Source organism: Piscicoccus intestinalis NBRC 104926, assembly GCF_001515525.1.
In the GTDB taxonomy this organism is placed as follows: domain Bacteria; phylum Actinomycetota; class Actinomycetes; order Actinomycetales; family Dermatophilaceae; genus Kineosphaera; species Kineosphaera intestinalis.
The window spans coordinates 1-13,320 of sequence record NZ_BCNQ01000126.1 but is presented as its reverse complement, the minus strand read 5'-3'; the positions used below and the strand labels follow the sequence as shown (position 1 = coordinate 13,320).

At 72.0% G+C, this 13,320-nt stretch carries 13 protein-coding genes; 5 read left to right on the top strand and 8 right to left on the bottom strand.

What is annotated here, in order from left to right; all coding sequences use genetic code 11:
- The 3 genes from PINTE_RS16605 to PINTE_RS16595 all read right to left on the bottom strand — a co-directional run.
- A partial coding sequence (locus tag PINTE_RS16605) for an SPFH domain-containing protein (RefSeq protein WP_068433002.1) occupies nt 1-1,086 on the bottom strand: 1,086 nt, incomplete at its 3' end.
- 70 nt (nt 1,087-1,156) lie between these two features.
- Nucleotides 1,157-1,651: an NfeD family protein gene (locus PINTE_RS16600; RefSeq protein WP_245643013.1), complete on the bottom strand. Its 495-nt coding sequence runs from the start codon at nt 1,649-1,651 to the stop codon at nt 1,157-1,159.
- A gap of 166 nt (nt 1,652-1,817) precedes the next feature.
- Nucleotides 1,818-2,624 (bottom strand): ABC transporter ATP-binding protein, encoded by an 807-nt coding sequence (locus PINTE_RS16595; RefSeq protein WP_068432998.1) that lies wholly within the window; start codon nt 2,622-2,624, stop codon nt 1,818-1,820.
- 126 nt (nt 2,625-2,750) lie between these two features.
- On the opposite strand from PINTE_RS16595, the gene PINTE_RS16590 reads away from it, so the two are divergent.
- Complete coding sequence (locus tag PINTE_RS16590; RefSeq protein WP_068432996.1) at nt 2,751-3,512, top strand: Rv1486c family protein; 762 nt, start codon at nt 2,751-2,753, stop codon at nt 3,510-3,512.
- Between the two features lie 51 nt (nt 3,513-3,563).
- Here PINTE_RS16590 and glgA read toward each other — a convergent pair whose 3' ends face one another.
- Nucleotides 3,564-4,766 (bottom strand): glycogen synthase, encoded by a 1,203-nt coding sequence (gene glgA / locus PINTE_RS16585; protein ID WP_068432994.1) that lies wholly within the window; start codon nt 4,764-4,766, stop codon nt 3,564-3,566.
- Between the two features lie 129 nt (nt 4,767-4,895).
- Between glgA and glgC the strand changes: the two genes are divergently transcribed.
- Entirely contained in the window at nt 4,896-6,152 is a 1,257-nt protein-coding gene (gene glgC, locus PINTE_RS16580) for a glucose-1-phosphate adenylyltransferase (RefSeq protein WP_068432992.1), read from the top strand.
- Nucleotides 6,153-6,230: 78 nt separating this feature from the next.
- Nucleotides 6,231-6,932, top strand: coding sequence for a phosphoserine phosphatase SerB (serB, locus tag PINTE_RS16575; protein ID WP_245643012.1), 702 nt, complete (start codon nt 6,231-6,233; stop codon nt 6,930-6,932).
- A gap of 27 nt (nt 6,933-6,959) precedes the next feature.
- Here serB and fabI read toward each other — a convergent pair whose 3' ends face one another.
- On the bottom strand, nt 6,960-7,718 hold the full coding sequence (fabI, locus tag PINTE_RS16570; RefSeq protein WP_068432990.1) for an enoyl-ACP reductase FabI: 759 nt from the start codon (nt 7,716-7,718) through the stop codon (nt 6,960-6,962).
- A 77-nt stretch (nt 7,719-7,795) separates the two neighbouring features.
- On the bottom strand, nt 7,796-8,518 hold the full coding sequence (locus tag PINTE_RS16565) for an SDR family oxidoreductase (RefSeq protein WP_068432988.1): 723 nt from the start codon (nt 8,516-8,518) through the stop codon (nt 7,796-7,798).
- 195 nt (nt 8,519-8,713) lie between these two features.
- On the opposite strand from PINTE_RS16565, the gene PINTE_RS16560 reads away from it, so the two are divergent.
- Nucleotides 8,714-9,187: a DUF3099 domain-containing protein gene (locus tag PINTE_RS16560; RefSeq protein ID WP_245643011.1), complete on the top strand. Its 474-nt coding sequence runs from the start codon at nt 8,714-8,716 to the stop codon at nt 9,185-9,187.
- A gap of 30 nt (nt 9,188-9,217) precedes the next feature.
- On the opposite strand, the gene moaA is transcribed toward PINTE_RS16560, so the two are convergent.
- Complete coding sequence (gene moaA, locus PINTE_RS16555) at nt 9,218-10,399, bottom strand: GTP 3',8-cyclase MoaA (protein ID WP_245643010.1); 1,182 nt, start codon at nt 10,397-10,399, stop codon at nt 9,218-9,220.
- Nucleotides 10,400-10,454: 55 nt separating this feature from the next.
- On the opposite strand from moaA, the gene PINTE_RS16550 reads away from it, so the two are divergent.
- Complete coding sequence (locus PINTE_RS16550) at nt 10,455-11,264, top strand: SURF1 family cytochrome oxidase biogenesis protein (RefSeq protein WP_068432985.1); 810 nt, start codon at nt 10,455-10,457, stop codon at nt 11,262-11,264.
- Between the two features lie 48 nt (nt 11,265-11,312).
- Here PINTE_RS16550 and PINTE_RS16545 read toward each other — a convergent pair whose 3' ends face one another.
- Nucleotides 11,313-13,163, bottom strand: a complete 1,851-nt coding sequence (locus PINTE_RS16545) for an ABC transporter ATP-binding protein (protein ID WP_068433004.1) — start codon at nt 13,161-13,163, stop codon at nt 11,313-11,315.
- Nucleotides 13,164-13,320 lie beyond the last annotated feature (157 nt).

The following is a 13,320-nucleotide window of genomic DNA, read 5'->3' as shown; positions in this document are numbered from 1 at the left end:
GGCGCCCGAGCCGCGGGGGCGCTGCCCCTGGCCGTGCCGGGTCGCGCCCTCGGCCTCGGCCACCGAGCGGGCGGCCTCACCGCGGGCCTCGGCGAGGGCCTCGGCCGGGTCCTGCAGCGAGGTCTCCCCGAACGGGGAGTCGCCCACCTCCGCGGAGTCCGACGGGCTCCACGGCTCGGCGTCGTCGTCGCCGAACTGGAACGGGGCGGCGTTACCGCCTCCCTGCCCGAAGGCGGCGCCGAATCCCTTGAGGGCCTCGGTGAACTCGCCGGGCACGATCCACATCTTGTTGGCGTCGCCACGGGCCAGCTGGGGCAGCACCTGCAGGTACTGGTAGGCCAGCAGCTTCTGGTCGGGCTTGCCGCGGTGGATCGCGTCGAACACCTGCTGGATCGCGCGCGCCTGGCCCTGCGCCTCGAGGATGCGGGACTGGGCCGAACCCTCGGCCCGCAGGATCTGGCTCTGCTTCTCACCCTCGGCGGTGAGGATCGCCGACTGCTTGACACCCTCAGCGGTGAGGATCGCCGCACGCCGGTCGCGCTCGGCGCGCATCTGCTTCTCCATCGAGTCCTGCACGCTGTGCGGCGGGTCGATCGCCTTCAGCTCGACCCGCGCGACGCGGATGCCCCAGCGGCCGGTGGCCTCGTCGAGCACCCCGCGCAGCTGGCCGTTGATCTGGTCGCGGCTCGTCAGCGTCTGCTCCAGGTCCATGGAGCCGATGACGTTACGCAGCGTGGTGACCGTCAGCTGCTCGATGCCCTGGATGAAGTTGGCGATCTCGTAGACCGCGTCCTTGGCGTCGGTGACGGCGTAGTAGATGACGGTGTCGATGTTGACGACGAGGTTGTCGCTCGTGATCACCGGCTGCGGTGGGAAGCTGACGACCTGCTCGCGCAGGTCGATGTTGGCGCGCACCTTGTCGACGAACGGCACGAGCAGGTGAATGCCCGGGTCGAGGGTGCGTGAGTACTTACCGAGCCGCTCGACGATCTGCGACGTCTGCTGCGGCACGATGCGCACCGCGCGGACGACGACGACAACCGCGAAGAGCAGCACGAGAAGTAGCAGGATCAGTCCGAAGTCCATCTGCGTTCCTCCCTGTTGCTACTGGCCAAAGTCGGTCCCTGACTGTGGTCGGTCGCGAATCCGCTGCGTCTCAGTCGGATTCGATCTCTCGGCGCGGCAGGTCCTGCACCGGCGAGGCGGCGGTGACCACGAGGGTCGCGCCGTCGACGGCGGTGATCCGCCCCTGGGTGTTGGCCGCGATCGGGGTGTCCCCCGCCGCGATGCGGGCGGTCCAGTCGTCGCCGTCGATGCGCAGCAGCCCGCGGTGCTCGTCGATCGCCTCCATGGCGACCCCGACGCGCCCGACGTACCGGGCCACACCGATCGGTTGCTCGTCGCCCTTGCCCTCCATGAGGCGCTTCTTGGCGACGGGTCGCACGACGCCCAGCAGCGCCACCGCGACGACCCCGGCGATGATCACCTGCCCGGCCAGGCCGAAGCCCACGGCCGCCGCGATGAAGGCGGCGAACGCGCCGCCGGCGAGCATCGCGAAGACGAGGTCGACGGTGGCCGCCTCGACCACACCCAGGATCAGCGCCAGCGCCAGCCAGGCGGCCCACTCGTTGCCTTGGAGCCAGTCAGGCATGTCGCTCACCCCTGTTCCACGTTCTGTTGTCGCATGGCGTGTTCATGCGTGAGCCGGCTGCGGGGCCGGCCGTTACTGATCCGACGTATCGGACCATCAGGGGGTTCCCTGGATCGTCCCTGAATCGGGCCGAGCGGGAACTCTTTCGAGGGTACGGACGTGCGCCTCAGCCGGCGTCGGCGGCGACCTCGTCGCGCGCCCGCGCCGAATAGCGGCGGCCGTGCTGTTCGAGCACCAGCGGCAGCCCGAACGTCTTCTCCAGATTCGCCTCGGTGAGGGTGATCTCCAGCGGTCCGGCCGCCACGACGCGGCCCTCGCGCAGCAGCAGCACGTCGGTGAATCCCGGCGGGATCTCCTCGACGTGGTGGGTGACGAGCACGAGCGCCGGGGCCTCGAGGTCTTCGGCGAGCGCACCGAGGCGGGCCAGCAGGTCCTCCCGGCCGCCGAGGTCGAGCCCTGCGGCCGGCTCGTCGAGCAGCATGAGTTCGGGGTCGGTCATGAGCGCCCGCGCGATCTGCACTCGCTTGCGCTCACCCTCCGACAGGGTGCCGTAGGTGCGCTGCGCGAGGTGCCCGGCTCCGAGAGCGTCGAGCAGGTCGCGGGCCCGGCCCAGGTCGAGCCGGTCGTACGACTCCCGCCAGCGCCCGACGATCCCGTAGGAGGCCGTCACCACGACGTCGATCACGCGCTCGTGCGCGGGCAGCCGCTCGGCGATCGCCGAACTCGCCAGGCCGATGCGGGGGCGCAGCTCGAAGACATCGACGGCCCCGAGCACCTCCCCCAGCACGCCCGCCACGCCGCTGGTGGGGTGCATTCGGGCGGAGGCCAACTGCAGCAGCGTCGTCTTACCGGCTCCGTTGGGGCCCAGCACGACCCAGCGCTGCCCCTCCTCGATCTCCCAGTCCACGGAGTCCAGCAGGGTGCTCTGGCCGCGGGTCACCGTCACGTCGGCGAACTCCAGCACGTCGCTCATGACCCAGACCCTATGGCACGTCCGGTCCGAATCAGCGGCGGCGGTCCGGGCGTCGTCACCGCCGTCTCGACGCCCCGGCGCGCGCCACGAACGCGCGGCGGGATCAGGGGCGCCTAGCATGTGCGAATGCCCGAACTGCCTGCCAGCGCGCGCCTGGCGCTGTGGGCCACGAGTCACCTGGCCGGGCGCGTCGACCACGCGACGGCCCTGGCGCGCAGCGCCCCCGACGCCGACCACACGGCGGGCGCCGGGCCGTGGCTGGACACCTGGCGCTCCCTCGGTGAGCGCGTCGTCCTCATGGCTCTGCCCCGCCCGGGTGACCACGGCGACCTGCCCCGCGGCGACGACCTGCGCGACGCGGCGATGAGCGCCGGCGAGTGCGTCTACGTGCCCGGCCTCGGCGGCGGGCTCGTGCCGACGACGCAGGAGTACGGCCCGAGCGGCGACCGCGGCCTGTCGATCACGTGGGAGCACCACGACAGCGACCCCGTCGCGACGCACGTGCTCGATGCGTGGTCGATCCGGGAGACCGAACGCGACCTCGCCCGGCTCGTGCGAGAAGCCACCGCCGCGCTGGAGCAGGGGCCGGCCCCGTGGGCCACCCGCGGGCTGGCCGACGACGCCTCGGCCCGGCTCGACACCCGGCGCTGGGGCCTGCCGAGCGGGCTGCATCCACGCGCGGCGCGGGTGCTCACGCTCGCGGAGACGGTCGGTGAACTCGGGCGCCTGGGGCAGTCCGCACCCCAGGACGGCACGAGCGCGGCGGGCATCGACGCCCGGCTCCGGCTGCTGCGGGAGCTGACCGCGGGCGCCGACCGGGCGCTGGCCCGGGCCGTCAACATCGCCGGCCTGCATCTGGCGGGCCTGCGGCCCGGGCGCGACGACTGACCCCGCCCGACTCAGCCGGCTGCAGCCGTGGTCAGCCCGCTTCAGCCCGGTTCAGCCCTGCAGCACCGACCGGTAGACGTCCATCGTGCGGTCCCCGATCGCGCTCCAGGAGAACTGCTCGACGGCGCGCTTGCGGCCTGCGAGCCCGCGGCGACGGGACTCCTCGGGGTCGGCGACGGCCTCGTTCATCGCGGCCGCGAGGTCGGCGACCCACGTGGCCTCGTCCAGCGGCGTGCCGGTGCCGTCCTGGACCTGTTCGATGTCCACGAGCCAACCGGTCTCGCCGTCGACGACGACCTCGGGGATGCCGCCGGTCGCGGTGGCGACGACGGCCGCCTCGCACGCCATCGCCTCGAGGTTGACGATGCCGAGGGGCTCGTAGATCGAGGGGCACGCGAACACCGTCGCGTTCGACTCCAGCGCGATGACCTTGGGGCGCGGCAGCATCTCGGGGATGTAGACGACGCCCTCCCGGGTCTCCTGCAGCTCCTTCATGAGCCCGGCGATCTCGGCGCCGATCTCGGGGGTGTCCGGGGCGCCCGCGCACAGCACGAGTTGCACGTCCGGAGGCAGTTCCTTGGCGGCCCGCAGCATGTACGGCAGGCCCTTCTGGCGGGTCTGGCGGCCGACGAAGATGATCGAGCGGCCGTCGGGGTCGACGCCGAGCTCACGGCAGATGTCCTTGCCCGCGTCGGAGTGGTCCGGCGACCATTCCGAGGAGTCGATCCCGTTGTGCACGACGCTGACCTTGTCGGGGTCGATGTCGGGGTAGCACTTGAGGATGTCGGCGCGCATGCCGTGGCTGACGGCGATGACCCGGGCCGCCGCCTCGTACGCGGTCTTCTCGACCCAGGAGGAGACGCGGTAGCCGCCGCCGAGCTGCTCGGCCTTCCACGGCCGCAGCGGCTCGAGGCTGTGGGCGGAGATGACGTGCGGCACCCCGGCGAGCAGCGAGCCGAGGTGGCCGGCCATGTTCGCGTACCACGTGTGCGAGTGCAGCAGGTCGGCTCCCTCGCAGTCGGCCGCGATCGCGACGTCGACGCCGAGCGTCTTCAACGCCCCGTTCGCGTTGGCCAGCTCCGGCAGGTCCGGGTAGCCGGTCGTGCCCGCCTCGTCACGCGGCTCCCCGAAGGCGCGGACCTGAATGTCCGCGTCGCCGCGGGCCCGCAGTGCCTTCACCAGTTCCTCGACGTGAACCCCGGCGCCGCCGTAAACGGCCGGAGGGTATTCCTTGCTGAGAATGTCTACGCGCACACGCGGAACCCTAGTGCGCCGCGCCTGCCGCCGGGCCGATACGGATCATGAACACTGGGGCGCGCACCGTCTCCCGCAATTCTCCGGCGCTACCCCCTACTCGCTGAGACGGAGCGGTACGTTGCCTCTATGCGGAACCGGTCGCGTGCCCCCCAAGTCCTGGCCATCGTCCTCGCCGGCGGCGAGGGCAAGCGGCTGATGCCCCTGACCGCCGACCGCGCGAAGCCCGCGGTGCCGTTCGGCGGCTACTACCGGCTCATCGACTTCGCCCTCAGTAACGTCGTGAACTCGGGGTACCTGAAGGTTGTCGTGCTCACCCAGTACAAGTCGCACAGCCTCGACCGGCACGTCACCCGGACCTGGCGCATGTCGACCCTGCTGGGCAACTACGTCGCCCCCATCCCGGCGCAGCAGCGCATGGGCAAGCAGTGGTACATGGGCAGCGCCGACGCGATCTACCAGAGCCTGAACACCCTCGACGACGAGCGTCCCGACATCGTCGTCGTGGTCGGCGCCGACCACGTGTACCGGATGGACTTCTCGCAGATGGTCGAGCAGCACATCGAGACCAACGCGGGTATCACGGTCGCGGCGATCCGCCAGCCGATCTCCCTGGCCGACCAGTTCGGCGTCATCGAGGTCGAGGACTCCGACGTGCGCAAGATCGCCCGCTGGCGCGAGAAGCCCACGGACGCCAAGGGGCTGCCGGACTCCCCCGACGAGGTGCTCGCCTCGATGGGCAACTACGTGTTCGACGCCGACGTGCTGCGCGACGTGGTGACCAAGGACGCGGAGAACGAGAACAGCAAGCACGACATGGGCGGCGACATCGTGCCGTACTTCGTCGAGCGCGGCGAGGGCTACGTCTACGACTTCAACAACAACGTCATCCCCGGCGCCACCGATCGCGATCGGGCCTACTGGCGCGACGTCGGCACCATCGACTCCTACTACGAGGCCAACCGCGACCTCATCGCGCTCGAGCCGATCTTCAACCTGTACAACGAGGATTGGCCGATCTACAGCAGCAGCGACGCGAGCATCGCGCCCGCGAAGTTCGTGCACAACGAAGAAGGCCGCGTCGGGCACGCGATCAACTCCGCGGTCTCCCCCGGCTGCATCATCTCTGGCGCCACCGTCGAGGGCTCGGTGCTCTCTCCGCGGGTGCACGTGCACAGCTACGCGCGGGTGCTCGACAGCGTGCTCATGGACGGCGTGGTCGTCAACCGCAACGCGTTCGTGCGCAACGCGATCCTCGACAAGAACGTCGTCGTCGAGACCGGGGCGGAGGTCGGCGTCGACCACGACGAAGACCGGGCCCGCGGCTTCCTCGTCAGCGAAGAGGGCATCGTCGTCGTGCCGAAGGGCGCGGTCATCAAGGCCTGAGTATCGAGCGCGGCGGGCGAACGCGCTAGGGCCGATGGTCGGTTCGCGTCTCGCGCCCGGCGCGCTAGGTTAGCCAGGGTGAGCACGAACGCCACCCCCGACATCATCGACGACGAGGGGCCGGTTCCGCTGGGGCGGACCGGCCCCTTGCTCGTGGTCAGCGACGTCGACTCGACGTTCATCCGCGACGAGGTCATCGAACTCCTCGCCCGGCACGCCGGCGTAGAGGAGCAGGTCGCGGCCGTCACCGCCGCGGCCATGCGCGGCGAACTGGACTTCGCGGCGAGCCTGCGCGCCCGGGTCGCCACGCTCGCCGGGCTCCCCTCCGACGTCCTCTACGACGTGCGCCGCGAGGTGCGGCTCACCGACGGCGCGTGGGACCTGAGCCGGGGGCTCGCCGCCGCCGGGCACACCTTCGCCCTCGTCTCCGGGGGGTTCGACGAGGTGGTGCGCCCGCTGGCCCAGCGGATGGACATCGCGCACGTCATGGCCAACCGGCTCGACGTGGCCGACGGGCGGCTCACCGGGCGAGTGAGCGGCCGCATCGTCGACCGCTCCGTCAAGGCCGGCACGCTCGTCGACCTCGCCGCGCGCCTGGGCATCCCGCTGGACCGCACGGTCGCGATCGGAGACGGTGCCAACGACCTCGAGATGATGGCCACCGCCGCCGTCGGCATCGCGTTCTGCGCCAAGCCCGTCGTGCGCGAGGCCGCCGACATCGTCATCGACACCCCCGACCTGCGTCTCGTGCTCGACGCGCTGGGCGTGCAGCGGCCGTAGCGCGGCCGTCTCCCCTGGCCCGGCGCGTTAGCCTCCGAGGGAGTGGAAGCCGCCGTCGACGTGCACGATCTCGCCGGTGGTGGCCGGGAACCAGTCCGACATGAGCGCGACGCAGCCCCGGGCGGCGGGGCGCGGGTCGGCGATGTCCCAGCCCAGCGGGGAGTGGTCGCCCCACTCGGCGAACCGGGAGAAGGCGGGGATCGAGTTGGCCGCGGTCGTGCGGATCGGGCCCGCGGCGACGAGGTTGCAGCGGATGCCCTTGGGGCCGAGGTCACGGGCGAGGTACCGGTTGGTCGACTCGAAGGCCGCCTTCGCCACGCCCATCCAGTCGTAGCCGGTCCACGCGACGGTCGCGTCGAGGGTCAGCCCGACGACGGCGGAGCCGGGGTGCATGAGCGGCTCGCACGCCCTGGCCAGCTCCTTGAGCGAGTACGCGGAGATCTGCAGGGCGGGGGCGACGTCCTCCCAGCCGGCCTCCATGAAGTCGAACGCGGCCTTGGGGGCGAACCCGATGGAGTGCAGCACGCCGTCGAGGGAGTCGACGTGCTCGCGGAGCCGGTCGGGCAGGGCGGCGAAGTGCTCGGGGTCGGAGACGTCGAGTTCGACGACGGGCGCGGGCTGCGGCAGACGCCGGGCGATGGCCGAGGTGATCTTCATCGTGCGCCCGAACGAGGTGAGCACGACCTGCGCGCCCTCCTCCTGGGCGAAGCGCGCGACATGGAAGGCGATGGACGCCTCCGTGAGGACGCCGGTGACGAGGATCTTCTTGCCGTCCAGCAAAGCCATGTGGGGTTTCCTTCCGAGCGGGATACGTGCGGCGCGAAGCGGGGGTGGCTCAGGGCTGCTCAGTGGCCTCAGTGGCCTCAGTGGCCCATGCCGAGGCCGCCGTCGACGGGGATGACGGCGCCGGTGACATAGGACGCCTGCGGCGAGGCGAGAAAACGGACCGCGGCGGCGACCTCCTCGACGGCGCCGAAGCGGCCGGCCGGGATCGCGGCGCGGTACGTCTTCTTCAGGTCGTCGGACAGCTCGTCGGTCATCGCCGTCTCGATGAAGCCGGGGGCGACGACGTTGGCGGTGATGCCCCGGCCGCCCAGCTCGCGGGAGATCGAGCGGGCGACCCCGACGAGCCCGGACTTGCTGGCGGCGTAGTTGACCTGACCGGGTGAGCCGTAGAGCCCGACGACGCTGGAGATGAAGATGAGCCGGCCGCGCCGCAGCCGCAGCATGCCCTTGCTGGCGCGGCGGGCGCAGCGGATGGCGCCGACGAGGTTGGTGTCGAGCACCGACTCCAGCTCGTCGTCGCTCATGCGCAGCAGCAGCTGGTCGCGGGTGACGCCGGCGTTGGCGACGAGCACCTCGACCTGGTTGCCGGTCAGCTCCGCCGCGGCGGTGAAGGCGGCGTCGACCGAGGCGGAGTCGGTGACCTCCAGCGGCACGGCCTCGAAGTCGTCCGGGGCCTGGCCGCTGCGGCAGCCGACGACCACCCGGTCGCCCGCGTCGCGCAGCGCGTGAGCGATGGCCAGTCCGATGCCGCGGTTACCTCCGGTCACCAGGGCGGTCCGGGGCGCGCTCTCGCTGCTCATTCGATCGATCACCAATCAGTCGGGGCGGGTTAGTCGTTCGGCCGGGCGGCCACAACCCGGTGACCGCGCGAATCCGCGTGCGGCGTAGCGTCGCACGAAGACATGGCGGCGGGCGTGACGGCGCCATCAGCGAACCTAGTGCACTACCGGCCGGTAACAGATGCGGGATGAGGCGTGGTGGCCTACTCTGACGAAGTGCGTGTGACCTTGCACCCGCCTCGCGGCCACTCGGCCGGCGACGCCTCCGGAGGCTCCGGCGCCTCAGGTGCCACCGGCTCCGGTCGGGCGGGATCCCTCGGCACGAACCGCTCCGCCCGTTCGGCCTCGGCGCGGCGCGGCGAACCCCGCCGCGTTCACCACATCACCCACGCGCCCGTCTCGCGCCGCGAAGACCAGCACAACCGCATCCGCAACTACCTGGTCTCCATGACGATCCGCACCGTCTGCTTCGCGCTCGCGGGCATCTTCGCCGTCGCGACCGACTGGACCGCCGCCGCCTGGGTGTGCGTCATCGCCGCCGCGCTGCTGCCCTACCCCGCGGTCGTCTTCGCCAACAACGTCGACCGCCGCCGCGCCGTCCCGGTGGTCGAGAAGCCGTACCGCATGCTGGAGGCCGGCCACCGGGAGTCGGTCGCCGCACCGCCTCCGGGCGACGAGCGCGTCGACTGAGCACGCCGGACGGCCTCGTCAGCCTGGGACTCAGCCTCCGATGGAGGACATCGGCCGGGCGGGCTGCGTGAAGTCGGGGGCGCCGATGCCGTGGCCGCGGGCCTTGCGCCACATCTCGCCGCGGATGAGCCGCACGAGGTCGCGGTCGGATGCGCCGTCGCGCAGGGGCCCACGCAGGTCCATCTCGCCGCGGGAGAACAGGCAGTTGCGCACCATGCCGTCGGCGGTGAGGCGCACGCGGTCGCAGGCCGCGCAGAAGGGGGCGGAGACGCTGGCGATGATGCCGACCGTGGCCGGTCCGCCGTCGACGAGGTAGCGCTCGGCGGGCGCGGAGCCGCGTTCGGGCACCGGGGTGATCGTGAAGCGCGTCGAGAGGCGCTCGCGGATCTCCTCGGCGGTGACCATGGCGTCGCGCTGCCACTGATGCTGGGCGTCCAGCGGCATCTGCTCGATGAAGCGCAGCTCGTAGCCGCGCTCGAGACACCAGGCGAGCAGGTCGGCGACGTCGGCGTCGTTGACCCCGCGCATCGCCACGGCGTTGACCTTGACGGGAGTCAGCCCGGCGTCGGCGGCCGCCGCCAGCCCGTCGATGACGTCCTGGAGCCGGTCGCGCCGGGTCAGGCGTGCGAAGACCTCGCGGTCGATCGAGTCGAGGCTGATGTTGACGCGGTCGAGGCCGGCGTCGGCGAGGTCGTGGGCGCGGCGGGCGAGGCCGACGCCGTTGGAGGTCATGGCGATCATGGGGCGGGGTTCGAGGGCGGCGATGCCGCGGACGACGTCGACCAGGGAGCGCCGCAGCATTGGTTCGCCGCCGGTGAGACGGACCTGCCGCACGCCGAGACCGACGAAGACGCCGATGACGCGCAGGAGTTCGTCGTCGGTGAGCATCTGCGGCTTGGCCATCCAGGGCAGCCCCTCGGCGGGCATGCAGTAGGTGCAGCGCAGATTGCAGTGGTCGGTCAGGGAGACGCGCAGGTCGCGGGCGACGCGCCCGAAGGTGTCGACGAGGGCGCCGTCACGGTGGTCGCCGGCCGGGTCGTGCGGCGGCGGAGCGCCATAGGGCACGCCGGGACCGGCGGCGGCCAGGTCGGGATCCTGACTGTTGTCGCGGCCGTTGTTGCGGGCGTCGTCTCGGGCGTCGTCGACCGGCACAGGCGCCGGCCGCGGCCCTGGCGGGGGGCCCGGCATGCCCAGCGGGATCGAAGGCGTCATCGTGCCACCATAGGCGGCTGCGCTGCCGGCGGCCTGTGCGGGTAGCGTCGGGAGGGTGATCTGCACCCTGCTGACGCGTCGGTGGTTGGCGGCCCTGGCCGTGGCCGCACTGTTCGCGACGGCGTGCGTCTTTCTCGGCCGATGGCAGTGGTCGCGGCACGAGTACAAGGTGGAGCGGGCGCGGCTCGTCGAGGAGCACTATTCGGCGCCGGCGGTGCCGCTGTCGCAGGTACTGCCGCAACCCAATTCGGCCGTACCCCCGGAGCAGGTGTGGCGCCGCATCGAGGTGCACGGCACCTACGCGCCGCAGGACCAGTTCATGGTGCGCAACCGGCCGCAGAACATCGTCTACGGCTACGAGGTGCTCGTCCCGCTGCATCTGGACGACGGATCGACGATCCTCATCGACCGCGGGTGGGTGCAGAACGCGGAGCGGGCCGATGTGTTGCCGCAGGTTCCGGCGGCCCCGGCGCGACCCGTCTCCGTGGTCGGGTGGTTGCGCACCGGCGAGGAGAGCACTCCCAACGACCTGCCGCCGGGGCAGCTGGCGATGATCGACATCCCGCAGGCGGCGCGGGAGTTGGGCCAACCGCTGCGGCCCGCGTACCTGGTACTCGAGTCGGAGAACGACGGGTCGGGCACGGCACCGGCGCGTCCGCAGGCGCTACTGCCTCCCGAGACCGATACCGGTCCGCACTTCGCGTACGCCTTGCAGTGGTGGTTGGGCGCCCCGGTGGGCTTCATCCTCGTGGGGGTGTATGCGCGGCGGGAGTGGCTGGACTCCACCGGCGAGGGCGATCGCCGGCGCGCGGCGAAGGCCGCCAAGCCGAAGAAGGTCCGCATCTGGGACGAAGAAGACGCCTGACCGGCTCGAACGTCCGGGGGATTTTCTGGGGCGTTGCCACGGAGGTGGTCAGTCGCTGAACTGGGTTCGGTAGAGGTCGGCGTAGAGGCCGCCGGCGGCGAGGAGGTCGGCGTGGCGGCCGCGTTCGGCGACGCGGCCGTCTTCGAGCACGACGATGAGGTCGGCGCCGCGCACGGTCGCCAGGCGGTGGGCGATGACGAGTGCGGTGCGGCCGACGAGGGCGGTGTCGAGGGCCTGCTGCACGGCGGCCTCCGACTCGCTGTCCAGGTGCGCGGTCGCCTCGTCGAGGATGACCAGTCCCGGTGCCTTGAGCAGGAGCCGGGCGATCGCCAGCCGCTGCTTCTCGCCGCCGGAGAGCCGGTGGCCACGGTCTCCGACGACCGTGTCGAGCCCCTCGGGCAGCCCCTCGACGAGCGGCCACACCTGGGCGGCGCGCAAGGCCGCCACCATCTCCGGCTCGCCGACACCGGGCCGGGCGTAGTCGAGGTTGGCGCGGATCGTGTCGTGGAACAGGTGCGCCTCCTGGGTGACGACACCGACTCCGGCGTGCAGGTCGGCGAGCGCGATGTCGCGCACGTCGACGCCGCCCACCCGCACCGCGCCGGCCGTCACGTCGTAGAGCCGCGCGACGAGGCTGGTCACGGTGGTCTTGCCCGCCCCGCTGTGGCCGACGAGGGCGACGAGCTGCCCGGGCGCGACCGTGAGGTCGATGTCGTGCAGCACCTCCCGCCCGCCGCGCCGGTCGCCGGTGGCGGTGCTCTCCAGCGAGGCGAGCGACACCTCGTCGGCGCCCGGGTAGGCGAACCCGACCCGCTCCAGCTCCAGCGACAGCGGCCCCGTCGGCAACGGAGCCGGGTCGGCCGGGTCGCGCACCAGCGGCGGCAGGTCGAGCACCTCGAAGACCCGCTCGAACGAGACGAGCGCGGTCATGACGTCGACCCGCACGGTCGACAGCGCGGTCAGCGGCGTGTACAGCCGGGCGAGCAGCGCGGTCAGCGCGAGCAGCGTGCCGACGCTCATCGAGCCCTGCGCGGCCCACACTCCCCCGACGCCGTACACCAGCGCGGTCGCCAGCGCCGCGATCAGCGTCAGGCCGGTGAGGAACATCTGCCGGTTCATCGCGATCTGCACCCCGACGTCGCGCACGGCCGCGGCGCGCACGGCGTAGTCGGTCTGCTCCCGGCCCGGGTTGCCGAACAGCTTGACGAGCAGGGCGCCGGCGACGTTGAAGCGCTCGGTCATCCGCGCGCCGAGCTCGGCGTTGAGGTTCATCGAGCGATGCGTCAGGCCCGCGAGGCGGCGCCCCACGAAGCGCGCGGGGATGAGAAACAGCGGCAGCATCGCGACGCTGGCCAGCGTCAGCGGCCACGACAGACTCGTCATCGCGGCGAGCAGCAGCACGAGGGAGACGGCGTTGCTGACCACACCCGACAGCGTCGACGTGAACGCCTGCTGGGCGCCGATGACGTCGGTGTTGAGCCGGGAGACCAGCGCCCCGGTCTGGGTGCGCGTGAAGAACGCGATCGGCTGGGCGAGCACGTGCCCGAACACCTGGTTGCGCAGGTCGTAGATGAGGCCCTCGCCGATGAGCGCGCTGGTGCGCCGCTGCCACACCCCCAGCGCCGCCTCGACGAGCGCGAGCGCGCCGACGAGCAGGGCCAGCCGCACGACGACGCCGGTGTCGGCGCGCATGATCCCGTCGTCGACGATGCGCTGCAGCAGCAGCGGCGCGGCGACGACGAGCGCCGACTGGGCGACGACCAGCGCGAGGAACAGGCTCATCCGGGCCTTGTGCGGGCGCGCGTACACGAGCACCCGCCGGAACGTGCCCGGCTTGAGCCGGGCCCCGCGCATCGAGTCCCGCGACATCGAGCGCATCGTCATGAAGCCGCTGCCCATCGTCACGGCGCGCTACTCCGGCATCGTCGCGTCCGGCCGCGCGGTAAGGCGAGCGTGGATGAGCCGGGACTGTGCGGCCCGTTCCGCGGCCAGCTGCTCGGCGCGGCTGCGCGCCCCGGCGCCCCGCAGCAGCGGCAGCAGCTCGGCGCTCGCCGCG

Coding starts and splice junctions, on each gene's coding strand:
- PINTE_RS16600 (WP_245643013.1), bottom strand. CDS start 1,651: ATGCCTGACTGGCTCCAAGGCAACGAGTGGGCCGCCTGGCTGGCGCTG.
- PINTE_RS16595 (WP_068432998.1), bottom strand. CDS start 2,624: ATGAGCGACGTGCTGGAGTTCGCCGACGTGACGGTGACCCGCGGCCAG.
- PINTE_RS16590 (WP_068432996.1), top strand. CDS start 2,751: ATGCCCGAACTGCCTGCCAGCGCGCGCCTGGCGCTGTGGGCCACGAGT.
- glgC (WP_068432992.1), top strand. CDS start 4,896: ATGCGGAACCGGTCGCGTGCCCCCCAAGTCCTGGCCATCGTCCTCGCC.
- fabI (WP_068432990.1), bottom strand. CDS start 7,718: ATGGCTTTGCTGGACGGCAAGAAGATCCTCGTCACCGGCGTCCTCACG.
- PINTE_RS16565 (WP_068432988.1), bottom strand. CDS start 8,518: ATGAGCAGCGAGAGCGCGCCCCGGACCGCCCTGGTGACCGGAGGTAAC.
- moaA (WP_245643010.1), bottom strand. CDS start 10,399: ATGACGCCTTCGATCCCGCTGGGCATGCCGGGCCCCCCGCCAGGGCCG.
- PINTE_RS16545 (WP_068433004.1), bottom strand. CDS start 13,163: ATGGGCAGCGGCTTCATGACGATGCGCTCGATGTCGCGGGACTCGATG.